This window comes from Streptomyces sp. M-16 (assembly GCF_052114405.1).
Taxonomy (GTDB): Bacteria; Actinomycetota; Actinomycetes; order Streptomycetales; family Streptomycetaceae; genus Streptomyces.
The window spans coordinates 1-26633 of sequence record NZ_JBFRER010000107.1 but is presented as its reverse complement, the minus strand read 5'-3'; the positions used below and the strand labels follow the sequence as shown (position 1 = coordinate 26633).

Here is a 26633-nt window from a genome sequence, read left to right as displayed (position 1 = left end):
GCCCGGTCCCGGCCCCGCGGCATGCCCCCCGGGGCAGGGAGCCGGTAGCGGGGCCGGCGGTGGGTGCCGGGTGGGCGGAGGCCGGGTCGTCGACCCGGATCCGGGGCTACGCGCTGAGGGCGGCGCGGGCCGCGGAGAGCAGTCCGGCCGTGGTCACGACCCGGGCGAAGCCGCCGCCCTGGAGGTTGACGGCGGTGGCGGTGGCCAGCTCGTCGGCGGTCAGGGACAGGGCCGCCGGGCCCGCGAGGTCGAAGGTGTGGGTGGCGTCCAGCGGGACGAGCACGTCGTAGCCGAGGTTCCCGGCCATGCGGGCGGTGGTCTCGACGCACATGTTGGTCTGGATCCCCACGACGACCAGCTGGCCGATGCCCCGGGCCGTCAGCCAGGCCGCCAGGTCGGGGGTCCCGTAGAAGGCCGAGTTGACGGTCTTGGTGATCAGCGGGGAGTCGTGGCGGCGCTCCTCGACGAAGTCCTTGAGGGCGTAACCGGGCTGGTCCGGGGCGAGGACGGAGCCGGTGCGGGTGGAGGCGTGCTGGACGAGGACGACGGGGCGGCCCGACTCCCGCCAGGCGTCCATCAGCGCGGCGATGTTCTCCTCGGCGGCCGGGTTGTTGCGCGGGCCCCAGAAGGAGGCGTCGTCGAAGCCCTTCTGGACATCGATGACGATCAGGGCACTGTCGGGGGCGATCTCGATCGCGGTCTCGTTCATGGCTCCATCGTGGGCCTCGGGCGGGGCCCGCCCCAGCGGCTCCGGGGACCGTGAACGATGGGATCCTGCCAGGCTGGCAGTTCCGTAGCCTCCGGTTCTGGCAGAGTGGCCGCATGCACCGCGTCGCGATCGTCGCCCAGCCCGGGATCCGCAGCTTCGACCTCGCCGTCATCACCGAGGTCTGGGGCCCGGACCGCGCCCGGGTCGGGGTGCCGCCCTTCGAACTGCGCCGCTGCGCGCTGGAGAGCGGTCCGATCGCGCTGCCCGGCGGGCTCACCCTCACCCCCGACCGGGGCCTCGACTGGCTCGGCGCCGCCGATCTGATCGTCGTACCGGCGTTGGCCGAGCCCACCGACCCGACGCCCGAGCCGGTGCTGGCCGCGCTGCGGGCGGCGCACGCCCGGGGCGTGCCGGTGGCCGCCCTGTGCGCGGGGGCCTTCGTCCTCGCCGAGGCCGGGCTGCTCGACGGCCGCCGCGCGGTGACCCACTGGTGGCTCGCCCCGCAGCTCGCCGCCCGCTACCCCGAGGTGCTGGTCGAGGAGGCCCCGCTCTACGTGGAGGACGACGGGCTGTGGACCTCCGCCGGGGTGGCCTCCGGTATCGACCTGTGCCTGCACCTGGTGCGCGAGGCCCACGGGTCCGAGGCGGCCGCCGCGATCGCCCGCTCCATGGTGACCGGCCCCTTCCGCACCGGGGACCACGCCCAGTACCTGGACCGGCCCACCCCGTCGGCCGACCGGACGGCCGAGGCGCTGGCCGCCGTACGGGAACGGGCCCTGCGACGGCTGCACGAGCCTCTGGACGTGGCCACGCTGGCGCGGTGGGCCGGCATGTCCCCCCGTTCCTTCGCCCGGCACTTCGCCGCCGCCACCGGGACCACCCCCCACAGATGGCTGCTGCGGCACCGTCTGGACGAGGCCCGCAAACTGCTGGAACGCACCGACCACCCGGTCCCCGAGGTGGCCCGCCGGGCCGGGTTCGCCAGCGAGGTCACCTTCCGCCAGCACTTCGGCRCCCACGTCGGTGTGAGCCCGCGCGCCTACCGTGCGGCGGCGTCCGCCGCCTCCGCGGTCCCCGCCGCCTCACCCCCGGGCGGCGACAGTGTTAGAAATGGCTCATGACCGGACGTTCGGGTCGGGACGGTGAAGCGCGGCCGGAAAGCCTGCCCGCGCGCCATTCCCTGGGCCGCCGCAGCCTCTCCGGTGAGGTCTTCGTGCTCCAGGCCGTCATCGTGCTGGTGCTGATCACCGCGGCCACGCTCGCCCTGGTGTTCCAGGCCCGCTACGACAGCCGGCAGGACGCCCGCAACCGTGCCCTGGCCGCCGCCGAGGCCTTCGCCCACGCCCCCGGTCTGCCCGCCGCCCTGGCCTCCTCCGACCCGACGGCCTCGCTGGAACCCCTGGCGGAGGGCGCCCGCCGGGGCTCCGGCCTCGACTTCGTCGCCGTCATGACCAAGGACGGCATCCGCTACACCGACTCCCGGCCCGAGCTGATCGGCAAACGCGCCAAAGGCGACCTCGCCCGAGCGGCGGCCGGGCACTCGTTCACGGAGGTCTTCACGGGTCAGCCGAGCGACGCGGTCCGCGCCGTGGTCCCCGTACGCGACGCGCAGGGCAAGGTCGTCGGCCTGGTCGCCACCGGCATCGAGGTGCAGAACGTCGGGCAGGCCCTGAGCGGGCAGTTGCCGCTGCTGCTCGGCGCGGCCGCCGGGGCCCTGCTCCTGGGGACCGCGGGCGCCGCACTGGTCAGCCGGAGGCTGCGGCGCCAGACCCGGGGCCTGGGCGCGGCCGACATGGCCAGGATGAACGAGCACCACGAGGCGGTGCTGCACGCGGTGCGCGAGGGCGTGCTCATCGTCGACGCCGACCACCGGCTGCTGCTCGCCAACGACGAGGCCCGACGGCTGCTGGACCTGCCCCCCGACGCCGAACGGCGGCACGTGGCCGACCTCGGCCTCGATCCGCGCACCACCGAGCTGCTGGTCTCCGGCCGGGTCGCCACCGACGAGGTGCACCTGGCGGGAGACCGGCTGCTGGCCGTCAACGTACGGCCCACCCAGCCCTCCGGCGGGCGGCCCTCGGGCAGCGTCATGACCCTGCGCGACACCACCGAGCTCTCGGCGCTCTCCGGCCGCGCCGAAGTGGCCCGGGAACGGCTCCAGCTGCTCTACGACGCCGGGGTGCGCATCGGGACCACCCTGGACGTGGTGCGCACCGCCGAGGAGCTGTCGGAGGTGGCCGTCCCGCGCTTCGCCGACTTCGTCACCGTCGAGCTGCTGGAGCCGGTGCTGCGCGGGGACGAGCCTTCCGCCGCCTCGGGGGTGCACACCGAGATGCGGCGGGCGGCCATGACCGGGGTCCGCAGCGACCAGCCGCTCCAGCCGGTCGGGGACGTCATCCGCTTCGCGGTGCCGACCGCTCCGATGGCGGCGGCCCTGGAGGCCGGGCACGCGGTGCTCGCCGCCGACCTGCACGCCGCCATGGGCTGGCGGGCCCAGGACGCCGCCGGAACCAGGGTCGCCCTCGACTACGGACTCCACTCGCTGATCTCCGTACCGCTCCAGGCACGGGGGGTGGTCCTCGGCATGGCCAACTTCTGGCGGTCCGCCGACACGCCCGAGGCCTTCGACGAGGAGGACCTGTCCTTCGCCGAGGAGCTGGGGGCACGGGCGGCCGTGTCCATCGACAACGCCCGCCGCTTCACCCGCGAGCACGCCACCGCCGTGACCCTCCAGCGCAGTCTGCTGCCCCGGGTGCTGCCGGACCTGAGCGCGGTGGACGTGGCCTTCCGGTACCTGCCCGCGAAGGCGGGGGTGGGCGGGGACTGGTTCGACGTGATCCCGCTGCCGGGGGCCCGGGTGGCGCTGGTGGTGGGCGACGTCGTGGGGCACGGGGTGCACGCCGCGGCCACGATGGGCCGGCTGCGGACCGCCGTGCACAACTTCTCCACCCTCGACATCCCGCCCGACGAGCTGCTGGGGCACCTGGACGAGCTGATCGACCGGATCGACCAGCTGGAGAACGGCAAGCCCGCCGCGGGAAACGGCGGGGACCGCGGCGCGGGCGACGGCCAGGAAGTGGAGGAGACCGCCGGGATCACGGGCGCCACCTGCCTCTACGCGGTGTACGACCCGGTCTCCGGGCAGTGCACGATGGCCAGTGCCGGCCACCCGGGGCCCGCTCTGGTGCACGCCGACGGGCGGGTGCAGTTCCCGGAGCTGCCGGCCGGGCTCCCCCTGGGGGTGGGCGGCATGCCCTTCGAGACGGCGGGGCTGGTGCTGCCCGAGGGGAGCCGGCTCGTGCTGTTCACGGACGGGCTGCTGGAGGACCGCGACCGGGACTTCGACGCCGGGCTGGCGGTGCTCCGGGAGACCCTGTCACAGCCCGGCCGCAGCCCCGAGCAGGCCTGCGCGGACGTCCTGGCGGCGCTGCTGTTCCCGGCGCCCAGCGACGACATCGCGCTGCTGATCGCCGACACCCGGCGGCTGGATGCCGACCGGATCGCGGAATGGGACGTGCCCGGCGACCCGGTGGCCGTCTCGCGGGTGCGCCGGGAGGCCTCGGCGCAGCTGGCCGCCTGGGGGATGGAGGAGGTCTCCTTCCCGGCCGAGCTGGTGCTCAGCGAGCTGATCACCAATGCCATCCGGTACGGGAACGAGCCGATCCGGGTCCGGTTGCTGCGGGACCGCAACCTGATCTGCGAGGTGTCCGACGGCAGCAGCACCTCCCCGCACCTGCGGTACGCGACCACCACCGACGAGGGCGGGCGCGGGCTGTTCCTGGTCGCGCAGTACGCCGACCGGTGGGGGACCCGGTACACGGAACGCGGCAAGGTCATCTGGGCGGAGCTGTCGCCGTCGGACGGCGGCGGGCCGGCGCTGCCCGGGGCGCTGGACCTGGACGCGCTGGAGGACCTGGCCTGGTGACGGGGCGGGGCCGGGCCCGGGGCCACGGGGCCACGGGCGGGCCGGTTCCCGGCGGCTGCCCGGTGCCCCGTGACCGCCAGGTGCCGGCGGCGGGCCGGTGGTGCGCCTGGTGCCCGGCGGCGGGGCCGGTGGTGTCAGAGCGGCCGGGGGCGGGCCAGGAGTACCGCCACGTCGTCCTGGGGCGCCGCGGGCAGCAGCCCGGCCAGGATGCCCTCGCACAGTGCCTCCAGGGGCTGTGCGGCCTGCCGCAGCGCCCGCGCGAGGCGCTCCAGGCCCTCGTCGAGGTCCCGGTCGCGGGCTTCGATCAGCCCGTCGGTGTAGAGGGCGAGCAGGGTCCCCGGGGGCAGCGGGACCTCCTGGACGGGGAAGTCCCGGCCGCCGGTGCCCAGCGGGGTCCCGGGCGGGCCCTGGAGGAAGGAGACCGTGCCGTCGGCGGTGGCCACGGCGGGCGGCGGGTGGCCGGCGCGGGCCATGGCGCAGCCGCCGGCCGCCGGGTCGTGGACGGCGTACACGCAGGTGGCCATCTCGTCCTCGCCGAGGTCCGCGACGACGGCGTCCAGGGAGCGGAGCATCCGGTCGGGCGGCACGTCGTGGCGGGCGAGGGTGCGCACGGCGGTGCGCAGCTGGCCCATGACGGCGGCCGCGTGGATCCCGTGGCCCATCACGTCCCCGATGACCAGGCCGGTGCGGCCGCCGGGGAGCTGGATGACGTCGAACCAGTCGCCGCCCACGTCGTGGTCGCTGGCGGGCAGGTAGCGGCCGGTGAGTTCCAGGCCGGGGACCTCGGGGAGGGCGCTGTTGGTGAGGCTGCGCTGGAGGGTGAGGGCGGCCCGCCGCTGGGTGGTGTACATGCGGGCGTTGTCGATGTTGAGGGCGGCGCGGGCGACGAGTTCGTCGACGAGGACGCAGTCCTGTTCGTCGAAGGGCTCGCGTCCGCGCAGCCGGGTGACGGCGACGGCGCCGAGGACCGTGCCGCGGGCGACGAGGGGGACCATGCGGGCGCAGCCGAGGGAGGCGAGGTAGGCGCGCAGCTCGTCGGCCCGGGGGTCGGTGATCAGAGCGGGGACGTCGGCGCTGTAGAGGTTCATCGGGATGCCTTCCTCGATGACCCGTTCGTAGGCCGTGCCGGCCGGGATCCGGAAGGTCTGGCCGGGCTTGAGCCGGGCGGTCGGCGCGAAGGGGTCGGGGAAGACCGCCGCGAGTCTGCGCAGGAGCCCCTGGGAGGAGACTCCGGCCTCGTCCGGTTCCAGTACCGATTCGAGGAGCTGTACGTCGGCCGAGTCGGCGAGCTCCGGCACCAGCAGGTCGACGATCTCCTGGGCGGTCTGGCGCAGGTCCAGGGTCGTGCCGATGCGGGTGCCGGCCTCGGCGAGGCGGGCGAAGCGGGCGCGGGCCCGTTCGGCCTCCAGCTGCGCCCGCTGGCCCTCGGTGATGTCGATCAGGGAGGCGATCACGCCGAGGGGGCGGCCGGAGCCGTCGAGCAGCGGGGCGTAGGAGCAGGACCAGGTCCGGTCGTGGTCGGGGTCGGCGGGGGTCCGGCCGGTGCGGCGGACGTCGACGACGGCGCGGCCGGACTCCAGCACCCGGCGCATGGTGGCCTCCAGGGCGACGGCGTTGACGCCGGGCACGACCTCGGTGAGGCGCCGGCCGAGGTGCTCGGCGGCGGAGGCGCCGTTCATCCGGGCGAGGGCGTCGTTGACGCGCAGGAAGCGCAGGTCGGTGCCGAGGGTGGCGAGGCCGATCGGAGACTGGGTGAACAGGCTCTGGAGGGCGGCGAGGGAGTCCCGCATGTGCAGGACCTCGGAGGTCTCGACGGCGATGAGCAGGGCACCCGTACGGCCCTGCGGGTCGGCGGCGGGCACGATCCACATCTCCATCGCCACCCGGTGGCCGTCACGGTGGCGCACGGGCAGGGTGCCGACGACGGTCTCCCCGGCCTGGACCCGGCGGGTCAGCTCGTGGGCGAGTTCGCGGTTGGCCTCCGGTACGAGGACGGTGTTGCCGGGCCGGCCGAGGATGTCCTCGGGGCGGTGGCCGAGCAGGTCCTGGGCGGCCAGCGACCACTCCACGACGCGGCCGTCCGCGTCCTCCCGCCACAGGGCGATCGGCAGCAGCTCGCGCAGTACGCCCGCGTACCCGACGGCCGCCGCCGGCGGATCGGGCACCTCGCTCGCCGACTGGTACGTGTCCAATGCACCGACCTCACCCCGGGGGGTCCGATTCCTAACGATTCACCCTATCCGAGGGCTCGGCCCGGGGCGCTGCGTCCGGAGGGGGCCGGGGCATGACGAAGGCGGTCCGCAGGAGGCCCCGGCGGTGGCGGAAGCGGAAGCGGGCGCGTGCCGGGGCGGGCGGGGCGGGGTGGGCGCGAGGAGCCGCCGGCTCCGTCCCGCCCCGTCCCGCCGCGCGCCGCGCCGCCCCGGTCGGCGGGCCGGCCGGTCGGTCAGGGTCAGAAGTCCACCTGCGCGCGCACGTCGGCGCGGCCGACCGACTCCAGCTCCCAGGTCTTGCAGTACAGGCGCCGGATGTACTCGATGTCGGCGTTGCGGGCGTGGGCCTCGCGCACCGGGTACATCACGGTCAGCTCGTACGATCTCTCGCGGTTGATGTCGCCCTCCTTGTCCCGCCACTGTCCCCGGGCCTCCTGGAGGGTGAGCCCGGAGGGGAAGCGCGGGGTGATCACGTCGGCCACGAACTTCATGAACTCCTCTTCGGTGATCGGCGGGTTGCCGTTGTGGCGTCCGGTGCCGAAGTAGAGGTGCGTGGAGATGTACGGGCTGCCCTCCTCGGTGACGGTCTGCTCGCTCGCCGCCGAGGCCTCGTGCGTACCGAAGGCGGCCTCCGAGGCGGGGCCGCCCAGCGCGAAGAGGAGGGCCGCCGCCGCCAGGAAGGCGGCCGCGGGCGTCGAGATCCGGATGGATCGCATGTCGTCGTCCTGTCTGTAGTGTCGTGTCGAGCCGAGCCGAGTCGGTTCGGGGCGTGTCGTGTCGTGGCGGATCAGGATCGGATCGGGTCGGGTCGGGTCAGATCGCGGCCTGGCCGGTCGGGTCGGGCCGGGTCCGGGCGGGCCTCCCCCGGTCCGGGCGGGCGCTCAGGCGGGCAGCGACTCCAGCAGGAAGTCCGCCGCGTCCCGTACGCCGCCCGGCACACCCGCGCACCCGCGCAGGCCCGCCGCCGTCCGGCCGAGGGTCTCCGTCGTGCGGACCGACCCGATGCCCGCGGCGCGCGGGGCCACCTCCGCGATCAGCTCCTCGGCCTCCCGCCACGCCCCGGCCCCCGCCAGGGCGGAGAGCAGCTCCGCCGTGAACAGGTGCCGGTAGGCAGGACCGGGGGCGGTGGCCGCCTGGTGCAGCAGGGGGATGGCCCGGTCCCAGCGGCGCAGCCTGGCCTGGACCCAGCCGTGGTGACCGAGCAGCTCGGCCTCGTCGATCCACCAGGCCCAGTGCGGGTCGCGGTGCGAGACGCCGTCCAGGAACCGGCTCCGGGCGCGGGCGATCAGCTCCAGCGCCTCGGAGCGCCCTCCGAGCAGGGCGGCCGCGTGCGCCCGGCGGACCAGGACGAGGGCGGCGACGCGGGCGGGCAGCGGGCGGGGCCCGCGCACCCGGTCCGCGCTCAGCAGTGCGGCACGCGGGTGACCCGTGTGGGTGGTGAGCATGCTGTGGTTGAGCAGGACCAGCCGCGCCGTCCAGCGGTCGCCGCAGAGCCGGGCGAGGGCGAGCGCCCGCGCGTTCATCCGGTGGGCCGGTCGGTAGCGGCCCGCGTCGAAGAGGATCCAGCCGATGACCTCGGACAGTTCGGCGAGGGCCGCGAGCCCGTCGGCGTCCCGGTCGCGCAGCGCGCCGGGGTCGGCCGACAGCTCCGGGATCCGCCGCACGGTCTCCCGTACGGCGGGTACGGCGGCGGTCGCCCCCCGCTCGGTGTCGAGGGCCACGAGGCGCCGGACGGCGGCCAGGGCCACGGCCGCGGACACGGCGGGCGGCGTCATGACAGCAGGCCGGCGCCGACCGGACCGGGACTGCTCTGGCCGAGGGCGTTGAAGGAGTCCGCGACCCTGGTCAGCCATTCCACCTCGTCGCGGAAGTCCTCGTACGGCGGCCGCGCGGGGATGTCGGACTCGGCGTCGGCCCGCTCCGCCCGCTCGGCGCGTTCCTCGGCGGGACGGCTCAGGACAGCGCGCACCTGGAGCGCCTCCCCCAGCGGGGAGGTGGGGTCCTCGGGGAGGTCCAGCGAGCGCGCGACGCGGGAGAACTCCGCCATCGAGAGCGCGGTGCGCAGGATCAGCTGTCCGTCCCGTATCTCGATCACGCGCCGGTAGAGGCTGTACTGGGGATCGCGGGGCGGGACCAGGTCGCCCAGCCAGGACCTCGGCGGGTCGAGGGCGATGTCGGGCGACGCCTGGTACAGCGCCCACCACAGGGGTCGCAGCCGCAGGTACGAGCGGTAGCTGCGGATCCAGCCGCGGGCGCGCGTGATGTGGATGCCCCAGGAGGGGATGGTCCAGCCGGCGATCTGCAGCAGTGCGCCGACGCTGCCGCTGGTCCACTGGACGGGGTCGAGGGCGGCCGCGTCGAAGCCCAGGCGGGTGCCCGCGATCTGGATGCCCCGGGTGACGCAGTAGACCAGGATCAGGCTCGCGCCGACGGTGACCGTGCGCATGCCGACCTTGAGCCACTGGCGGTTGACCATCCCGGTGAAGCGCAGCGACAGCCGCACCGTCTCGAACTGCCCGACGGCGCACACCAGCAGGTAGAACGACATGTAGAGGGCGTATCCGCCGTGCTGGATGCTGAGGAGGATGGTGGAGGTGGCCGTCTCGGAGTGGGCCACGGGGCCGACGACGAAGGAGGAGACCACCAGCACGGCCAGGGCCGCGCCGAAGACGAGGACGCGGCGGCGCGCCATCCGCGAGGCCTCGGCGGGCGGCGCCGACCAGTAGACGAGGACCACCTGCTGGGCCGCGGTGAGCACGACCACCGCCGCCTGGGTGATCAGGGAGGTGATGTTCGGCAGCCCGAGGAAGCCGGAGATGTGCAGCCGCAGCTGGTCCAGGTCGACGAGGAAGCTGATCCCGGAGCAGAGGAAGTAGGCGCACAGGGCCCACAGGGCGACGTCGCGCCGGCGGCGCAGCAGGTCGGGGAGGCGGTAGCCGAAGGCCGCGAGGCCCACGAAGGCGCAGACCCACGCGAGGATCGTGTAGATCACGCGGGCCCCTGGTCGGGTCGGCCGAGTCCGCTCTCGATGCGGGCCACGATCTCGGCGGCCTCGTCCGGGACGCCCCAGGCCGGTTCCGTCCAGCGCTTGGCGGCGCGGGCCAGGATCAGCGAGGCCATCGTCTCGGCCTCCTGCTCCTCGTCGTCGCTGTAGCGGGAGCGCATCAGCATGCCCCGCACGGCTTCGGGCTCGACGTCGGGCAGGAGCAGGCTCGGATCGCCCGGATCGTTCCGGTCGAGTTGCACCGAGCCGCTGTGGTCGAAAGCGATGTGGGCGAGTTCGTGCGCGATGATGTGTTCTTTGTGCGAAGGCGTCGCCGCCTGCTCGAACACGATGACGTCGAAGTCATCCATTTTCAGCCAGATTCCGAACAAGTGCCGTTCGGGGAAAGGCGTCGCCAGCAAATGGATGGGACGTTGGCGGCGCTCGCTGAGGTGGCGCAGGAGTTCGTCGATTCCACAGCCGTGTTCCATGCCCCATTCCGCCAGCAGGGCCTCACACGAATGACGGACCTTCTTGAGGCGGCGCCTGAGCCGCCTGTCCTCCGACGCCGGCAAGCCGGTGCCAGGTAACTTCATCCCTCAGTCCTCCGGCGAACCCAGCGGTCGGACAACGCGGCCATGATGCCACACGCCCAACTCCCGCCTGTTCGACGTACGTTCTATCCGGCCATTCCTCCCGGCATTCCGGCCGCGGTCCGGTGGGACCGCGGGCGGAAGGGAACCGTGGCGCGGCGCGGGGGAACGTCAACGCGTCGCGAGAACCGCCGCTATGCCGCGCGCGAGACAAGGGATCCGGTCGGCCGGAATGCCCGCGATGTTGATCCGGCCGGCGGTGGTTCCGTAGATCGCGTGCTCCCTGCGCAGCCGGAGCATCTCCTGCGACGTGAGCGGGAGCATCGAGAACATGCCGCGCTGCCGCGCGAGCGACCGGGCCTGGACCTCGTGGCCGGAGGCACTCAGGCGGGCGGTCAGTTCCGACCGGTTGGCTTCGATCCTGCCCCGCATGACGTCCAGTTCGGCCCGCCAGAGCGCCCGCAGGCCGTCGTCCTCCAGGACCGTCGTCACGACGGCGGCCCCGTGCTCGGGCGGCATCGAGTACAGGGTGCGGGCGGCGTTCTGCAGGGCCGTCTCGGCGTGCCGCACCGAACGGCCCGACGTACCGAGGACGATGGCGCAGCCGGTGCGGTCGCTGTAGAGGCCGAAATTCTTCGAGCAGCTGACGGCGATGAGCATCTCCGGGACCCGCGCGGCCAGGTGGCGCGTGGCCCAGAGGTCGGCCTCCAGGCCGTCGCCGAGCCCGTGGTAGGCGAGGTCGACGAACGGAACCCAGCCGCCCCGGACCGCCAGATCGGCCAGCGCCGCCCAGTCCTCCCCGGAGGGGTCGGCTCCGGTGGGGTTGTGGCAGCACCCCTGGAGCAGGACCACGTCGTCGCGTCCCGCCCGCCCCAGCTCCGCGAGGACGCCCGCGGAGTCGAAGCCGCCCTCGTCGTCGCACCAGCCGTACGTGCGCACCCGGAGCCCTGCGGCCTCCAGGATCGGCCGGTGGTTCACGTACGCCGGGTCGCTGATCCACACCGTGGTTCCCGGGCGGGTCCGGCAGATCAGGTCGGCCAGCAGCCGCAGCGCGCCGGAGCCGGCGACGGTCTGGACGGCCGCGGCCCGGTCGGCTTCCGCGCCCGGTCCCAGCACCATGGTGAGCAGGGCCCGGTTGAAGGCGGTGTTTCCGGACAGCCCCCGGTACTCCTTGGACTCCGAACGCTCGGCGAGGCGGATCTCGGCCTCCCGCACGGCGGCCATGACGGGGGTGCGGCCGGAGGGGTCCCGGTAGACGCCGAGGACCAGGTTGAGCCGCTCGGCGCGCTCGTCGGAACCGAATTCGTACGTCAGGTCCCACAGCGGGTCGGTGGGCGGCGGCGGGAGGAGCTCAAGCATCTGCGGGGACCTCGGGGCGGGGGTGGGGGCGGGCGGCGGCGGAACGGCGGTTGGCGAGCACGACGCCGACGGTGATCAGGGGGACGCCGATCAGCACGGCGGTGGTCGGGGACTCGCCGAGCAGCGGGATGGCGAGGAGGACGACGGCCACGGGGCTGAGGCTGCCGACGACGGAGCTGCGCTCCGCGCCGAGCCTGCGGATGGCGAAGGCGTAGAGGAGGCCGGCGCACAGTCCGACGCCGAGCCCCTGCACCACCAGGAACAGCGCGATGTCGCCGCCCGCCGCGTGGGCGAGGCCGGTCGGGAGCATCCCGGTCAGCACCAGCAGGCCGATCACCGCGAAGGAGGGCAGGCACAGGAGGCCGATCGAGCCGACGGGGTCGAGGTCCACGTCGCGCAGGCCCACCGTGTACAGGGCCCACAGGCCGCTGGCCACCAGCAGGGTTCCGGCGCCCTCCAGGACGTCGGCGTCGACCGGGACCACGTAGCGCCAGACCAGGGCGGCGACACCGAGCGCGATCAGCGCGAGCCCGGCGATCTGCGTCCCGCGGGGCAGGCCGCGGCCCCGGGAGGCCATCAGCGCGGCGACGAAGAGCGGGACCATCCCGGGCACGATCGAGCCGACGAAGGCCGCCGAGGTGAGGGCGCCGCCGTGCATGGCGGCCAGGAAGAAGGGCACCCCGGCCCCACAGATGATCTTGGCGGCTGCGCCGGGCCGTACGGCGGCGATCCGCCGGCGCCGGCGCCACAGGGCGGGCGCCAGGACGAGCAGCGGGACACCGAAGCGCAGCAGCGCCGCGTCGGCGGGGAGCAGCGTGGAGGCGCTCAGGGCGCGGGCGCTGAGGGCGAAGGCGGCCCAGATGGCCACCGTGACCAGCAGCGCCGCCATGCCCCGGGCCTGGGGGGAGAGCCCGAACCGGCCGGGGTGTCCGGCCGGCTCGCTCACCGTGTGGGGAGGCTCGGCCGCTCGGGTGGTGTTCGTCGCGACCAAGGAAGTGACTCCAGCCTCTGCTACACGGACCGGTCCGGTCCGCTCTCCGGCAACGCTAGGGCGTGGGGCGGGGCAGCCGATTGCCAGTTCTGCCGCTCGGACATACGTTTGGGGCAGAATCTGCCAAGGAGTGGCGAAGAACAGCCGAGGAGCGCCGGAACATGGCCATGGACGCGGTCGATCTGCAGATCATCCGGGAGTTGCAGGCCGACGGCCGGCTGTCCAACCAGGACCTCGCCGACCGGGTGCGGCTCTCACCCTCGCCCTGTCTGCGCCGCGTCCGCCGGCTGGAGGAGGCGGGCCTGATCCGCGGCTACACGGCGATGGTCGACCAGGTCGCCTTCGGGCTGCCGATCACCGTCTTCGTCCGCATCCGTCTGGAGCGGCACACGGCGGAGGCGGTCCGGCTCTTCGAGGAGCACGTCGCGGTCATCGAGCACATCCAGGACTGCTATCTGATGGCGGGCAGCAGCGACTACCTGCTGCGGGTGGTCATCGAGGACCTGGAGGCGTACGAATCCCTGGTGCGCCACCGGATCCACGCCATCCCGGGGATCGCCTCGATCGAGTCGAGCTTCGCGTTCGGCAGCGTGAAGCAGTCCCGCACCTACCCGCGCCCCACTCCGGGCAGTTCGGCGCGCCGCCTCTGACCGGGTCGCGACGGGGCCTACGGCGCCGCGGCGACCGCCGCCTCGAAGGCGGCGTGTGCCGCCGCGTCGAAGAGCACGAAGCGGACCTCCTCGACCCGGGTCCTGGCAGCCCGTACGGTCTCCACCGCGATCCGGGCCCCGTCGTCCATCGGCCAGCCGTAGATCCCGGTGGAGATCGCGGGGAAGGCCACCGTACGCGCACCCAGCTCGTCGGCGACCCGCAGCGACTCCCGGTAGCAGGAGGCCAGCAGCTCCGAGCGGTCCTCGTCCCGCGACCAGACCGGGCCGACCGTGTGGATGACGTGCTCCGCCGGGAGGCGGCCCGCCGTGGTGGCGACCGCGCGGCCGGTCGGGAGGCCCTTGCCGTAGTGGGAGCGCCGCAGGTCCTCGCAGGCGGCGAGGATCTCCGGGCCGCCGCGCCGGTGGATGGCGCCGTCCACTCCCCCGCCGCCGAGCAGCGAGGAGTTCGCGGCGTTGACGACCGCGTCCGCCTCCTGCGCGGTGATGTCGCCCTGGACGAGGATGATGCGCACCATCACGAGGCCTTTCGCAGGTGCCGCCAGACCGCCTTGGCGGCGTTGTGGCCGGACATCCCGTGGACGCCCGGGCCCGGCGGGGTCGCCGAGGAGCAGAGGAACACGGCCGGGTGGGCCGTGGTGTACGGGGACAGGGTGACCTTCGGCCGGAGCAGGAGCTGGAGGCCGGAGGCGGCGCCGCAGGCGATGTCCCCGCCGACGTAGTTGGGGTTGCGGGCGGCGAGCTGCGGCGGTCCGGCCGTGGCGCGGGCCAGCACCAGGTCGCGGAAGCCCGGCGCGAAGCGCTCCAGCTGCCGCTCGACGGCCTCGGTGAGGTCTCCGTCCCAGCCCGCGGGCACGTGCCCGTACGCCCAGAACACGTGCTTGCCGCTCGGGGCCCGGCCGGGGTCGGCCAGGCTGGGCTGGGCGGTGATGAGGAAGGGACTGCGGGGGGCCCGGCCGCCGCAGGCCAGCTGGAGGGCGGCGTCGATGTCGCGGCTGCCGGGGCCGATCTGCACGGTGCCGGCCCGGCGGGGGGCCTCGGCGGTCCAGGGCACCGGGCCGTCGAGCGCGTAGTCGAGCTTGAACGCGGCGGCGCCGTACCGGTAGCCGTCGTACGCGCGGCCGAGGCGGGCGATCCGGGCCAGGGCGGTCGGCGAGGTGTCGAAGACGTACGCGCGGGCCGGCGGCAGGTCGTCGAGCCGCTTGACCTCGAAGCCGGTGTGCACGGTGCCGCCGAGGTCCGCCAGGTACCCGGCGAGCGCGTCGGAGATCGACTGCGAGCCGCCGCGCGCCATCGGCCAGCCGCCCGCGTGCGCGGCCAGCGCGAAGACGAGGCCGACCGCGCCGGTCCCGATCCCGCTCAGCGGGGCGATGACGTGCGCCACGAGCCCGGCGAACAGGGCACGCGCGCGGTCGTCGCGGAAGCGGCGCAGCAGCCAGGTGGAGGGCGGCAGGCCGGCCAGGCCGAAGCGGGCCAGGGTCAGCGGGTCCCGGGGCAGGGCGGTGGCGGGCAGGGACATGAAGTCCCGTGCGAGGGTGTCCCATTTGCCGAGGTACGGCTGGACGAGACGGCGGTACGCGCCCGCGTCGCGGGGCCCGAGGGAGGCCGCGGTCTCGGCGACGGAGCGGGAGAGCACCGCGGCCGTGCCGTCGTCGAAGGGGTGCGCCATGGGCAGCGGGGCGTGCAGCCACTCCAGCCCGTAGCGCTTCAGCGGCATCGTCGCGAAGACCGGGGACCCGGCGCCCAGCGGGTGCACCGCCGAGCAGGGATCGTGGCGGAAGCCCGGGAGGGTGAGCTCCTCGGTGCGGGCCCCGCCCCCGATGCCGTCCGCCGCCTCGAACACGGCAACGGAGCAGCCCCGGCGCGCCAGTTCGACCGCGGCCGTCAGGCCGTTGGGCCCCGCCCCCACCACGACTGCGTCGAGAATCGACGACACTGACTGCTCCTTCGTCCGGCGGCGGCCTCCGCTCCCAGGATATTCCGCCCGTCCATACGGGCCCTGCGCGCCCGCGCGCCTACGCTCCCCGCAGCAGCTCGCGGATCCGTACGGCGGTGGCCTCGTCGCGCCCCACCGCGAAGGGCAGGGCGTTGTCGCGGTCCACCCGGAAGGGGACGCCGTCGACGGTGGACTGGGCGCCGCCCGCCTCGGCGACCAGCAGCAGTCCGGCGGCGTGGTCCCAGGCCGAGGGCCAGGTGAACGCCAGGCCGTCCATCTCGCCCCGCGCCACCTTGAGGTACTCCAGGCCGGCCGAACCGCAGGGCCGGGCGGTGACGCCGGGCACGTCGAGCCGGGCCAGGGTCCGCTTGTCCGCCTCGGAGGTGTACAGCGGGTGCGCCATCGCGACCCGCAGCTCGGCGCCGGGTTCGGGCGAACCGGCGAGGATCCGCTCGCCGTTGACGTACGCGCCCTGCCCGCGGACGGCGGTGGCGAGCTCGTCCAGCGCCGGCGCGAAGGTCCAGGAGGCGAGTATCTCCCCGCGGTGGGCGAGCGCGACCAGGGTGCAGAAGGCGGGGTCGCCGCCCACGAACTGCCGGGTGCCGTCGACCGGGTCGACGATCCACACGGGCGCGTCGGCGCGGAGCGCCGCGTAGACGCCGGGGTCGGCGTGGACGGCTTCCTCGCCGACCACGGCCGAGCCGGGCAGCAGCCGGGTCAGCGAGGCGGTCAGGTGCTCCTCGGCCAGCCGGTCGGCGATGGTCACCAGGTCGTGGGGGCCGGTCTTCTGGTCGACCTCGTGCCGGGCGAGCTGCCGGAATCTCGGCATGATCTCGACCGCCGCCGCCTTGCGGACGGCTTCTTCGACGGCGGACAGGTCACGGGCCAGAAATTCATCGATCATGCCTCCAGCAAAGCACGCCCCGCCGACAATCCCCACCGACGGTGCGGGTCGCCCGACCGCACACCTCGTGGACTGCGGGTGAACCGGCGAGTCGGCCCGGTCGAGGGACGGCGGAGCCCCGGTGGAGCGGCCGCTCGCCACCGCGGTTCCTGGGTAGGGCCCGGGGATGAGCTACGTAAGCCCCGCCAAGGGGTACTCCCGCGACAGCCGTTACATCACCACCCGGATCACCGCCGACGGACGCGACGGCTTCCCGGTGGAGCCCGGTCGCTACCGTCTCGTGGTGAGCCGCGCCTGCCCCTGGGCACAGCGCGCGATGATCGTCCGACGGCTCCTGGGGCTGGAGAAGGCCCTGCCCATGGCCGTCGCCGGGCCGACGCACGACAAGCGCAGCTGGACCTTCGACCTCGACCCGCAGGGCCGCGACCCGGTGCTGGGCATAGAGCGGCTCCAGGAGGCGTACTTCGCCCGCGACCCCGACTACGACCGGGGCATCACCGTGCCCGCGATCGTGGACGTGCCGAGCGGCGAGGTGGTCACCAACGACTACGCGCAGATCACCGTCGACATGTCGCTGGAGTGGACGGCGTACCACCGCGACGGGGCGCCGGAGCTGTACCCGGCCGCGCTGCGGCCCGAGATCGACGCGGTCAACGCGGAGGTCTACGCGGACGTGAACGACGGTGTCTACCGCACCGGGTTCGCCAAGTCGCAGGAGGCCTACAGCGCCGCGTACGAGCGTCTCTTCGCCCGCCTCGACCGGCTCTCCGAGCGGCTGGAGCGGTCCCGCTACCTGGTCGGCGAGACGATCACCGAGGCGGACGTGCGGCTGTTCACCACGCTCGTGCGCTTCGACTCCGTCTATCACGGCCACTTCAAGTGCAACCGGCACAAGCTCTCGGAGATGCCGGTGCTGTGGGCGTACACCCGGGACCTGTTCCAGACGCCCGGTTTCGGGGACACCGTCGACTTCGACCACATCAAGAAGCACTTCTACCTCGTCCACAGCCACATCAACCCGTCCGGGATCGTCCCCGACGGCCCCGACCCGTCGGGCTGGCTCGCACCGCACGGCCGGGAGGTGCTGGGCGGACGCCCCTTCGGGGACGGCACCCCGCCCGCGCCGCCCTCCCCCGCCGAGACCGTCCCGCACCGGCGCGCCCCGGCGCACCCCTGACACGACCGCGGCGGGCGGCGGCGGTCGCCCCGGCCCCGCCCGCCCGGGGCCGGGGCCGCCCGCGGCAGCCGGTTCGGGTCGTGCGCACCCGAAAATCGACCGGCCCGTGTCGGTGGCGGATGCGAGGATCGGCGCGGCGCCGGGCATCCGGCCGCACTGGAGGGGGACGGGCATGGACAGCCGGAACACGTACGAATGGCCGCGAGAAGCGACCGGCACGGACGCCACGACGCTGGAGGGGTGGCTGGCCGGCCACGGCTGGGAGGTCGACCCCACCGTCTTCATGGCCGGCGCGCGCGGCCCGGCGGTCCAGATCCGGCGGATCGGCGCGGCCTGGCAGGACGGCGAGCCCGGCCTGCTGGTCCTGCCCGGTGAAACGGTGGAGTTCGACGGGGCCCGCATGCGCACCGCGCGGGGCCCGGTAACCACGGCGACCGCAGCCCCGTAACCCACGGTGGGGAGCCGACCGGCCGCACCGCGCGCCGGTCGGTCCCGGCCCTCGCCCGGCGGCACGTCGTGCCCTCCCGGCAGGCGGTCAGCCGTTGAGGACCGGATGACGTGCCGCCGGCCGTCCGGGTGGCCGGGCCCACCGCCGACCGGACCGGGCCCTCGCAGGAGGCCGGGCACGTGGTCGCCGAGCTGGTGGCGCATGCCGTGACCCACGGCCCGCCGCCCGGGCGGCGGTGGGCCGTACGCGGTGGGTCAGGACTTCGGGAGGGTGCCGGGCAGGCCCGTGGGGAGCTTGCCGGGCTCGGTCTTCTGGTAGGTCTCGGTGCCGACCTCGGTCCAGGTGACCTTCAGGCCCGCCGCGTCGGCGGACAGGATCGTGCCCTTCGCGTGCAGGGCGCCCGCCGGGCACTTCAGGTCGAAGGCCTTGCCGTCGGTGGTGCCCTGGCAGGTCAGGCCGGTGGAGCCCTCGACGACCACGGCGATCTTGCCCTTGACGGTGATGACGACGGGCTTCGACGGGGTGGCCGCGGCGATCCAGCTGCCCTCCACGCTGCCGATCTTGGCGTCCGAGCCGGTGGTGGGCGCGCTGTCGGGCCCACCCGCCGTGCTGCTCGGCGTCGAGGCCGGCTTCGGGTCCTTCGCGACGGTGGCCTTTTCCTTGCCGGAGTCGCTGCCGCAGGCCGTAAGGGCCAGGGCGGCGGCGATGCCGGCCACGGCGATGACACTGTGTCGCAGGTTCTTGCGCACGAGAAATCCCCCAGTGGAACACGAGTTGATCGAAAGAACGTGCCAAATTACCAGGACGGGGTGAGCGGGTGGCGGCGCCCGCGTCACCGGCTGGTCAGGGGTCGGTCACGAGTACCGGGCGTAGTCGTCCAGGACGCGGAGGATCTACGGTTCGGCCGCCGGGGGGAGCTGGAGGACGGCCTCCTCGATGCCGGGGCCCGCGTAGTGCGCCAGCTTGCCCGGGTCCGGACGGACCGCGTACGGGATCACCTGGAGGGCCTTCGGGTCGTGGGGCGGCCACCGTACGGCGTTGTGTGTGAGGGTGGCAGACGTCGGAAGTCACCGAGACGGAGATGAGGATGGGGACGGGCGTGGAGACGATGTCGGTGCCGGAGCGGCTGCACGGGTACCCGGGCGTGGCGTTCGGCGGGTACGTGGCCGGGCTGCTGGCGGCGCGGGTGGCCGACGCCGATGCCGTACGGGTGGACTTCCGGCGGCCGGTGCCGACCGGGACGGCGGTGCGTCCGGTGGCGGCCGAGGGGGGCGGCGTGTCCCTGCTGGACGCGGCGGACACGCTGCTCGCGGCGGCCTCGCCCGCCCGGGCCCCGGGCGGGGAGGTACCGCGGGCGCCGTCGTGGGACGAGGCGTCGAAGGCGGCCGAGGCGTTCCGGGCGGACCCGCCGCAGGGGCAGGCCGACTGCTTCGGCTGCGGGCTGGACCGGACGCCCGCGACGGGGCTGCGGCTGCACTGCGGGCGGGTGCCCGGGCGGGACATCGTCGCGGCGGCGTGGACGCCGGGGCCGCAACTGGCGGGGCCGGACGGGATGCTGCCGCCGGAGCTGGTGTGGGGCGCGCTGGACTGCCCGGGGAACGCGGCGGGGCGCCTGCTGGACCACCGCCCGGCGGGCGCGGTCACGGCGGCGCTGACGGCGCGGTTGCTGCGGCCGGTGCCGGTGGTGGCGGCGGCCGGCGGCGGGGGCGGGGGGCTGATCTCGTACGCCTGGCTGCTCGGTGGGGAGGGTCGCAAGTACACGGCGGGCACGGCGCTGGCCACGGCGGACGGTGAACTCTGTGCGGTGGCCGAGGCGTTGTGGGTGCAGCCGCGGGGATGACGGGGCGCTCCGCCGGGCAGGGCAGGGCGGGGGGCGGGTCCCGCGCCGTCGCGCGAAGCGGCGCCGGCTGCGCCGGGCTTTCGGGGGCTCCGCCCCCCGCTGCCCCGGCGCCTCGAACGCCGGTGGGCTGGATGGGGAGGGCGGACCGGGACGGGAGTCCCGGGCGGGGGGGGTGGGCAGGACCGGGGTCCTCGTGCCCGGGGGCGATGTGGTGGGCGGCGGGCGGTTCCTAGCCTCGGGAGCGCGCCACCCCGACCGTATCCACCAGTCCGAGGAGACCCCGTGACCCCCCTCAGCCCGGCCGTGCGCCGTGCCTGCGCCGTCGGCCTCGCCCTCGCCGCCGGCCTCACCACCTCCCCCGCCCTGGCCGCCGCCGAGGCCCCCGCCCCCGCCCCCGCCAAGGACGGCGCCCCCGCCGGGCTCGGCCGGTACTACGAGCAGCGACTCGGCTGGGGCAGCTGTGTCATGGGCCCCGACGACACCGCCGGCCGGGACCTGGACAAGGCCGGGGTGCAGTGTGCGGACGTGACCGTCCCGCTGGACTACGCCGACCCCCGGGGACGGACGATCACCGTCGCGGTGTCCCGGCTCAAGGCCACCGACACCCGCCACCGCATCGGCGCGATCCTGCTGAACAACGGGGGCCCGGGGGGAGGTGCCGTCGAGTCACCGCCGGAGGTGCGCAAGGCGATGAAGGACGTCGGTGCGCGCTACGACATCGTCGGGTTCGACCCGCGCTTCGTGGGCCGCAGCACTCCGCTGGACTGCGGCTGGCCCGTCGGCATGACCTGGTTCTCGGCCGGCGCCGGCCGGGCGGGCTTCGACCGCCAGGTCGCGCTCCAGAAGGGCCTGGCCGACAAGTGCCGCGCCAAGGACGCCTCGGTGCTCCCGCACATCAGCACCCGCAACACGGCCCGCGACATGGACGTCATCCGCGGCGCGCTCGGCGAGCGGAAGATCTCCTACCTGGGCTACTCCTACGGCACCTACCTGGGCACCGTCTACACCCAGATGTTCCCCGGCCGCTACGACCGGGTCGTGCTCGACGGGGCGATCACCCCCGCCGACTACCGCCCCCGGCTGCTGAAGGGCTCCGAGCCCGAGAACGAGAAGGCCCTCTCCGACTGGGCCGCCTGGGCGGCCGAGCGCCACGCCGCCTACGGCCTCGGCCGCACCCGCGCCGAGGTGCTCGCCCGCATCGACCGGATCGCCGCGGCGTCCGCGCGCGCGCCGCTGACCCTCGGCAGCGGCGCCGATGCCTTCCGGATCGACGACAGCCAGGTGCCGCTCCTCCTGTTCACGGGCGTCTCGGACGACACCGACCCGGCGCGGGCGTCCTTCGGCGAGACGGTGTCCGCCCTGGCCAAGGCCGCGGAGGGCGAGCCGGCCACGCTGTCGCCGCAGTTCGCCACGGCGCTGCGGTACGCGCTGCGCGGCGAGGGCGAGCCCACGGGCGCGCAGTCCGCGATCATCTGCGGGGACGGGGCCGCCCCGCGCGATCCCGAGGTCTACTGGCGGGACATCGAGCGCAGCCGCGCCGCGCACCCGCTGTTCGGGCCGATGACCAACAACATCGGCCCGTGCGCCTTCTGGGACCGGCCGCGCGAGGAGCCCACCCAGGTGCGGCGCGACGCCCCGGTGCTGATCGTGGCCGCCACCGGCGACCCGCGCACCACGTACAAGAGCAGCGTCGCGTTGCACGACCTGCTGCCGAGCTCCCGGCTGCTCACCCTGGAGGGCGCCAACCGGCACGCCCTCTTCGGGCTCTACGGCAACACCTGCGTAGACGACCAGGTCAACGGGTACCTGGCCACGGGCAAGCTGCCGGCGAAGGACCGGACGTGCGTCAAGCAGGCCGGCTAGCCTCGCGGGAGCGGGGCGCGGCGGGTCAGTCGCGCAGTACCGGGATGATGTGCCGGCCGTAGGCGTCGATCGTGGCTTCCCGGGCGTCGTGCATGTCGTAGAGCGCGAACTGGTCGACGCCGAGGTCGCGCAGGGCCCGCAGTTTCCCGATGTGCGCCTCCGCCGGGCCCAGCAGGCAGAAGCGCTCGACGATCTCGTCGGGGACGAAGTCGGTGGACGGGTTCCCCGCCCGTCCGTGGTGGCTGTAGTCGTAGCCCTGGCGGGCCTTGACGTACTCGGTCAGTTCGTCGGGGACCATCGAGGAGTGCTCGCCGTAGCGGGTGACCAGGTCGGCGACGTGGTTGCCGACCATCCCGCCGAACCAGCGGCACTGGTCGCGGGCGTGCGCGAGGTCCTCGCTCACGTACGCCGGGGCCGCCACGCAGATGGTGATCGAGGAGGGATCGCGGCCGGCCTCTACGGCAGCCTGGCGGACTGCCTTGATCATCCACTCGGTGAGGTAGAGGTCCGCGAGCTGGAGGATGAACCCGTCGGCCTTCTGACCGGCCAGGGCCAACGCCTTCGGCCCGTACGCGGCCATCCAGACCGGCAGCTTCCCGTCCTTGATCCACGGGATCCGCAGCGGCTTGCCGTCGACCTCGGCCTCCCGCCCCTCCGCGAGGTCGCGGATGACGTCGATGGCCTCGCCGAGGCGGGCGAGGGTGTTGGGAGCTCGGCCCGCGACCCGCATCGCCGAGTCCCCGCGGCCGATCCCGCAGACGGTGCGGTTGCCGTACATGTCGTTGAGGGTGGCGAAGGTGGAGGCGGTGACCTCCCAGGTGCGGGTGCCCGGGTTGGTGACCATCGGGCCGATGTGGAGCTTCTGCGTGTTGGCGAGGATCTGGCTGTAGATGACGAACGGTTCCTGCCACAGGACCGCCGAGTCGAAGGTCCAGCCGTAGCGGAAGCCGTTGCGCTCGGCGCGCTTCATGAGGCTGACGACCTGGGAGGCGGGCGGGTCGGTCTGGAGGACGAGGCCGAAGTCCATGCGGGGACTCTCCTTACAGGTACTGACAAGTGGAGCGGTGGAGGAAGGCCCCGTGGCCGGCCCGGCCGGTGTACTCGCGCCGGTCGATGACGAGTTCGCCGCGGGAGAGGACCGTGTCGACGCGTCCGGTGATCCGCCTGCCCTCGTACGCCGAGTAGTCCACGTTCATGTGGTGCGTCTCGGCGGAGATGACCTGCTCGGCGTGCGGATCGTAGAGGACGATGTCGGCGTCGGAACCCGGGGCGATGGTGCCCTTCTGCGGGTAGAGGCCGAACATCCGGGCCGGGGTCGCGCAGGCGATCTCGATCCAGCGGCGGCGGCTGATGTGTCCGTCCAGGACGGCCTGGTGGAGGAGGTCCATCCGGTTCTCCACCCCCGGAAGCCCGTTCGGGATCTTCGAGAAGTCCCCGCGGCCCAGCTCCTTCTGGCCCCGGAAGCAGAACGGGCAGTGGTCGGTGGAGACCACCTGGAGGTCGTTCGTCCGTAGTCCCCGCCACAGCGCCGCCTGGTGTTCGCGGGGGCGCAGCGGCGTGGAGCACACGTACTTGGCTCCCTGGAAGTCCGGCTCCTCCAGGTTGTCCGTGGACAGGAACAGGTACTGCGGACAGGTCTCCCCGAAGACGGGCAGGCCCTTGTCGCGGGCGGCGGCCAGTTCGGCGAGCGCCTCCTCCGCCGAGACGTGGACGACATAGAGCGGGGAGCCGGCGACCCGCGCCAGCTGGATCGCCCGGTGGGTGGCCTCGGCCTCCAGCAGCACCTTGCGGACCTCGCCGTGGTGGCGCGGATCGGTCTCCCCGCGCGCCAGGGCCTGCTCGATCAGCACGTCGATGGCAATGCCGTTCTCGGCGTGCATCATGATCAGCCCCCCGTTACCGGAGGCACGCTGCATGGCGCGCAGGATCTGGCCGTCATCCGAATAGAAGACCCCCGGATACGCCATGAACAATTTGAACGAACTCACGCCTTCTTCGACGAGCCCGTCCATTTCCTTGAGCGTGTGTTCGTTGACGTCCGACACGATCATGTGGAAGGCGTAGTCGATCGCGCAGTTGCCGTCGGCCTTGGCGTACCAGGCGTCCAAGCCCGCGCGGAGCGACTGTCCTTGTGACTGCACCGCGAAATCGATGATCGTGGTCGTACCGCCCCAGGCCGCTGCTCGCGTCCCGGTCTCGAACGTGTCCGACGCGAAGGTGCCACCGAATGGCAGCTCCATGTGGGTGTGCGCGTCGACACCGCCGGGGATGACGTACTTCCCGCGCGCGTCGATCGTGCGGTCGGCGGTCCAGACGTCCGCCGCGGCGGAACCGTGTGCGGCGAGGGCCGCGACGCGGCCGTCCTCGACGAGGACGTCCGCGTGCAGCTCGTCGGCGGCGGTCACGACCAGACCGCCGCGGATCAGGGTGCGCGTGCTCAAGGAACTCTCCCTACGGGCTGGGCTGCTACTGGATGGTCCGGAGGGCCTGTTCGAGGATGCCGGCGCCCTCTTCCGCCTCGGCGACCGTGAGGGAGAGCGGCGGCGCGATGCGCAGCACGCTGGTGTCGTGGCCACCGCCCTTGCCGAGGAGCAGGCCGCCCGCGCGGGCGGCCTCCAGGACGGCGGCGGCCGCCTGCGGGTCGGCCCGGTCGGTACCCGGCTTCGTCAGCTCCACGCCGGCCATCAGACCCCGGCCGCGGACCTCGCGTACCGCCGGCACGCCGGCGCAGACGGCGCGCAGCCGTTCCAGGAGGAGTCCGCCGACGCGGCGGGCGTTGCCCTGGAGGTCGTGTTCCTGCAGGTACGCGAGGTTCGCGAGGCCGGCCGCCATGGTGACCGGGGAACCGCCGAAGGTGGAGATGGAGTTGGAGTCGAGGCAGTTCATCACCTCGGCGCGGGCGACGACCCCTCCGATGGACATGCCGTTGCCGATGCCCTTGGCGAAGGTGAGGATGTCCGGCGGGCCGTTCTGGGCGTGGGCCTGCCAGCCCCAGAAGTGTTCGCCGGTACGGCCCCAGCCGGTCTGCACCTCGTCGCTGATCCAGAGGATGCCGTGCCGGTCGAGGACCTCGCGGAAGGCCCCGTAGAGCCCGTCGGGCGGGGAGGTGAAGCCCCCGACGCCCTGGATCGGTTCGGCGATGAGGGCGGCGACCCCGCCGCGGGCCTGGCCGAGCACGTCCTCCAGGTCGGCGACGGCCGCGGCGGTGAACCCGTCGTCGGGGAGGGCGGCGAAGGGGCCGCGGGTGCGGACGGCGCCGTGGACCCAGTACGTCTGGAGCGGCGAGAGGCTGGTCGGGGACCAGCCGCGGTTGCCGGTGATCGAGACGGTGGAGAAGGACCGGCCGTGGTAGCTGTTGCGCATCGCCAGGATCTGGTTGGAGCGGCGGTACGTCGTCGCGAGCAGCAGGGCGGTGTCGTTGGCCTCGGTGCCGGAGGTGGTGAAGAAGACCCGGGCTTCGGGGATCCCGGACAGGGCGCAGACGCGTTCGGCCAGCTCGATCATCGGCCGGTTGAGGTACAGGGTGGAGGAGTGGATGATCCGGCCGGCCTGTTCGGAGACGGCCTTGGTGACCTCGGGCAGGGCGTGGGCGGTCATCGTGGTGAGGATGCCGCCGAAGAAGTCGAGGTAGCGGTTGCCGTCGGCGTCCCAGACGTGGCGGCCCTCGCCGTGGGTGAGCTCGATGGGGCGGTCGTAGTAGAGCGCGAGCCAGTCGGGCAGGACGGCGGCGTGGCGGCTGTGCAGGGGGATGGGGTTGGTCACGGCTGTACGAGCCCTCCGTAGGCGTCGGGGCGGCGGTCGCGGTAGAAGGCCCACTGGTCGCGGACCTCCTTGATCAGGTCGAAGTCGAGGTCCCGGACGAGGAGTTCCTCCTCCTTGTCGCTGGCGACCTCGCCGACGAACTGGCCGCGCGGGTCGACGAAGTAGCTGGTGCCGTAGAAGTCGTTGTCGCCGTACTCCTCCTGTCCGACGCGGTTGATGGCGGCGACGAAGTACTCGTTGGCGACGGCGGAGGCGGGCTGTTCCAGCTGCCACAGGTACGCGGACAGGCCGCGGGAGGTGGCGGACGGGTTGAAGACCAGCTGGGCCCCGGCCAGGCCCAGAGCGCGCCAGCCCTCGGGGAAGTGGCGGTCGTAGCAGATGTACACGCCGACCTTGCCGACGGCGGTGTCGAAGACGGGCCAGCCGAGGTTGCCCGGTCGGAAGTAGTACTTCTCCCAGAAGCCCTTGACCTGCGGGATGTGGTGCTTGCGGTACTTGCCGAGGTAGCTGCCGTCGGCGTCGATGACGGCGGCGGTGTTGTAGTAGAACCCCTCGGCCTCCAGCTCGAAGACCGGGACGACGATCACCATGCCGGTCTCGCGGGCGAGCTCCTGCATCCGGCGCACGGTGGGGCCGTCGGGGACGGGCTCGGCCCAGCGGTAGTGCTCGGGCTCCTGCACCTGGCAGAAGTAGGGGGCGTTGAACACCTCCTGGAAGCCGATGATCTTCGCGCCCCGGGCGGCCGCCCGGCGGGCGTGCTCCTCGTGTTTGGCGATCATCGACTCGGTGTCTCCGGTCCAGGTGGCCTGGACGAGTGCGGCGCGGACGACTTGGGCCATGAGCTGCTCCTCGCGACGGGAACGCCGACTTCTACGCACGTAGACGGTGTGCGTAGGGAGTCGAAGGTAGGCCTCGGCACAGCGTGGGGCAAGACCACCGTGCGCGGTTGGAGTAGTCGATCAAGTTACGTCACAAGGCGGTCGTTCGCGGTCAGGAGACGGGCGCTTCAGCTCGCCGGGATCCCCGCCACGCGCAGGGCGTGTGCCAGGTCGCGGTGCCGGGTGCCGGACAGGGCGCGGGCGCCGGCCAGCAGCCGGGGGGCGAACCAGTGCGGGTCGCGGCGGGCCAGGGCCGCCGCCTCCTCGGCGGTGCGCAGGCGCACGAACGCGCCGAGCAGGGTGCGGGCCTCGCGGTCCCGCCCGGCGGCGCCGAGGGCGAGGGCGGCTTCGGCGACCTCGGCGGCGGGGCGGGCCACGCCCTGGCAC

The 26633-nt window shown here is 73.9% G+C and carries 23 protein-coding genes and 2 pseudogenes; 7 read left to right on the top strand and 18 right to left on the bottom strand.

Features of this window, described 5'->3' with window-relative positions; translation table 11 throughout:
* Positions 1–106: 106 nt before the first annotated feature.
* Complete coding sequence (locus tag AB4039_RS33210) at positions 107–709, bottom strand: cysteine hydrolase family protein (protein ID WP_266843698.1); 603 nt, start codon at positions 707–709, stop codon at positions 107–109.
* A gap of 113 nt (positions 710–822) precedes the next feature.
* Here AB4039_RS33210 and AB4039_RS33205 point away from each other — a divergent pair, with 113 nt between their 5' ends.
* Positions 823–1830, top strand: a complete 1008-nt coding sequence (locus tag AB4039_RS33205; protein WP_442272520.1) for a GlxA family transcriptional regulator — start codon at positions 823–825, stop codon at positions 1828–1830.
* Complete coding sequence (locus tag AB4039_RS33200) at positions 1827–4634, top strand: SpoIIE family protein phosphatase (RefSeq protein WP_266843696.1); 2808 nt, start codon at positions 1827–1829, stop codon at positions 4632–4634. The genes AB4039_RS33205 and AB4039_RS33200 overlap by 4 nt, the downstream gene beginning before the upstream one ends.
* A gap of 134 nt (positions 4635–4768) precedes the next feature.
* Here the strand turns inward: AB4039_RS33200 and AB4039_RS33195 are convergent, their stop codons facing one another.
* The 7 genes from AB4039_RS33195 to AB4039_RS33165 form a co-directional block, all read right to left on the bottom strand.
* Complete coding sequence (locus AB4039_RS33195) at positions 4769–6826, bottom strand: SpoIIE family protein phosphatase (protein ID WP_266843695.1); 2058 nt, start codon at positions 6824–6826, stop codon at positions 4769–4771.
* Between the two features lie 257 nt (positions 6827–7083).
* Positions 7084–7560 carry a DUF3574 domain-containing protein gene (locus AB4039_RS33190; protein ID WP_266843693.1) on the bottom strand — a complete coding sequence of 159 codons (477 nt, stop codon included), beginning with the start codon at positions 7558–7560 and terminating at the stop codon, positions 7084–7086.
* A gap of 165 nt (positions 7561–7725) precedes the next feature.
* Positions 7726–8619 carry a DNA-binding protein gene (locus AB4039_RS33185; protein ID WP_266843691.1) on the bottom strand — a complete coding sequence of 298 codons (894 nt, stop codon included), beginning with the start codon at positions 8617–8619 and terminating at the stop codon, positions 7726–7728.
* Complete coding sequence (locus tag AB4039_RS33180) at positions 8616–9836, bottom strand: MAB_1171c family putative transporter (protein ID WP_266843690.1); 1221 nt, start codon at positions 9834–9836, stop codon at positions 8616–8618. Before AB4039_RS33180 ends, AB4039_RS33185 begins: the two co-directional genes overlap by 4 nt.
* Positions 9833–10423, bottom strand: a complete 591-nt coding sequence (locus AB4039_RS33175; RefSeq protein WP_266843688.1) for a toxin — start codon at positions 10421–10423, stop codon at positions 9833–9835. Before AB4039_RS33175 ends, AB4039_RS33180 begins: the two co-directional genes overlap by 4 nt.
* A 168-nt stretch (positions 10424–10591) precedes the next feature.
* Positions 10592–11779, bottom strand: a complete 1188-nt coding sequence (locus AB4039_RS33170) for an aromatic amino acid transaminase (protein WP_266843687.1) — start codon at positions 11777–11779, stop codon at positions 10592–10594.
* The gene (locus tag AB4039_RS33165) at positions 11772–12770 is read right to left on the bottom strand and encodes a DMT family transporter (RefSeq protein WP_442272519.1); all 999 of its coding nucleotides are present in this window, start codon (positions 12768–12770) and stop codon (positions 11772–11774) included. The genes AB4039_RS33170 and AB4039_RS33165 overlap by 8 nt, the downstream gene beginning before the upstream one ends.
* Before the next feature lie 161 nt (positions 12771–12931).
* On the opposite strand from AB4039_RS33165, the gene AB4039_RS33160 reads away from it, so the two are divergent.
* Positions 12932–13420, top strand: coding sequence for an Lrp/AsnC family transcriptional regulator (locus tag AB4039_RS33160; protein WP_266843685.1), 489 nt, complete (start codon positions 12932–12934; stop codon positions 13418–13420).
* A gap of 17 nt (positions 13421–13437) precedes the next feature.
* Here the strand turns inward: AB4039_RS33160 and AB4039_RS33155 are convergent, their stop codons facing one another.
* From AB4039_RS33155 to AB4039_RS33145, 3 genes are all read right to left on the bottom strand, one after another.
* Positions 13438–13956 (bottom strand): O-acetyl-ADP-ribose deacetylase, encoded by a 519-nt coding sequence (locus tag AB4039_RS33155; protein WP_266843684.1) that lies wholly within the window; start codon positions 13954–13956, stop codon positions 13438–13440.
* On the bottom strand, positions 13956–15374 hold the full coding sequence (locus tag AB4039_RS33150; RefSeq protein ID WP_266843682.1) for a phytoene desaturase family protein: 1419 nt from the start codon (positions 15372–15374) through the stop codon (positions 13956–13958). Before AB4039_RS33150 ends, AB4039_RS33155 begins: the two co-directional genes overlap by 1 nt.
* 79 nt (positions 15375–15453) lie before the next feature.
* The gene (locus AB4039_RS33145) at positions 15454–16278 is read right to left on the bottom strand and encodes an inositol monophosphatase family protein (protein ID WP_266843681.1); all 825 of its coding nucleotides are present in this window, start codon (positions 16276–16278) and stop codon (positions 15454–15456) included.
* Between the two features lie 166 nt (positions 16279–16444).
* Here AB4039_RS33145 and AB4039_RS33140 point away from each other — a divergent pair, with 166 nt between their 5' ends.
* Positions 16445–17455: a glutathione S-transferase family protein gene (locus tag AB4039_RS33140; RefSeq protein ID WP_442272518.1), complete on the top strand. Its 1011-nt coding sequence runs from the start codon at positions 16445–16447 to the stop codon at positions 17453–17455.
* Positions 17456–17627: 172 nt separating this feature from the next.
* Positions 17628–17903 (top strand): hypothetical protein, encoded by a 276-nt coding sequence (locus AB4039_RS33135; RefSeq protein ID WP_266843679.1) that lies wholly within the window; start codon positions 17628–17630, stop codon positions 17901–17903.
* A 254-nt stretch (positions 17904–18157) separates the two neighbouring features.
* Here AB4039_RS33135 and AB4039_RS33130 read toward each other — a convergent pair whose 3' ends face one another.
* Positions 18158–18652, bottom strand: a complete 495-nt coding sequence (locus tag AB4039_RS33130; protein ID WP_442272517.1) for a hypothetical protein — start codon at positions 18650–18652, stop codon at positions 18158–18160.
* Between the two features lie 144 nt (positions 18653–18796).
* Positions 18797–18919 (bottom strand): annotated as a pseudogene (locus AB4039_RS33125) (LLM class F420-dependent oxidoreductase); the annotation flags it as partial.
* A gap of 71 nt (positions 18920–18990) precedes the next feature.
* Between AB4039_RS33125 and AB4039_RS33120 the strand changes: the two are divergent.
* Together AB4039_RS33120 and AB4039_RS33115 are read left to right on the top strand one after the other, a co-directional pair.
* On the top strand, positions 18991–19743 hold the full coding sequence (locus tag AB4039_RS33120; protein WP_442272516.1) for a hypothetical protein: 753 nt from the start codon (positions 18991–18993) through the stop codon (positions 19741–19743).
* Positions 19744–20025: 282 nt separating this feature from the next.
* Positions 20026–21606: an alpha/beta hydrolase gene (locus tag AB4039_RS33115; protein ID WP_442272515.1), complete on the top strand. Its 1581-nt coding sequence runs from the start codon at positions 20026–20028 to the stop codon at positions 21604–21606.
* 25 nt (positions 21607–21631) lie between these two features.
* Here the strand turns inward: AB4039_RS33115 and AB4039_RS33110 are convergent, their stop codons facing one another.
* The 5 genes and pseudogenes from AB4039_RS33110 to AB4039_RS33090 form a co-directional block, all read right to left on the bottom strand.
* Positions 21632–22633 carry a TIGR03842 family LLM class F420-dependent oxidoreductase gene (locus AB4039_RS33110; protein ID WP_266843676.1) on the bottom strand — a complete coding sequence of 334 codons (1002 nt, stop codon included), beginning with the start codon at positions 22631–22633 and terminating at the stop codon, positions 21632–21634.
* 13 nt (positions 22634–22646) lie between these two features.
* Positions 22647–24047: a dihydropyrimidinase gene (hydA, locus tag AB4039_RS33105; RefSeq protein ID WP_266843675.1), complete on the bottom strand. Its 1401-nt coding sequence runs from the start codon at positions 24045–24047 to the stop codon at positions 22647–22649.
* Between the two features lie 25 nt (positions 24048–24072).
* Entirely contained in the window at positions 24073–25368 is a 1296-nt protein-coding gene (locus tag AB4039_RS33100) for a class-III pyridoxal-phosphate-dependent aminotransferase (protein ID WP_266843673.1), read from the bottom strand.
* Positions 25365–26207 carry a nitrilase-related carbon-nitrogen hydrolase gene (locus tag AB4039_RS33095; protein ID WP_266843672.1) on the bottom strand — a complete coding sequence of 281 codons (843 nt, stop codon included), beginning with the start codon at positions 26205–26207 and terminating at the stop codon, positions 25365–25367. The genes AB4039_RS33100 and AB4039_RS33095 overlap by 4 nt, the downstream gene beginning before the upstream one ends.
* Positions 26208–26374: 167 nt before the next feature.
* Positions 26375–26633 (bottom strand): annotated as a pseudogene (locus AB4039_RS33090) (hypothetical protein); the annotation flags it as partial.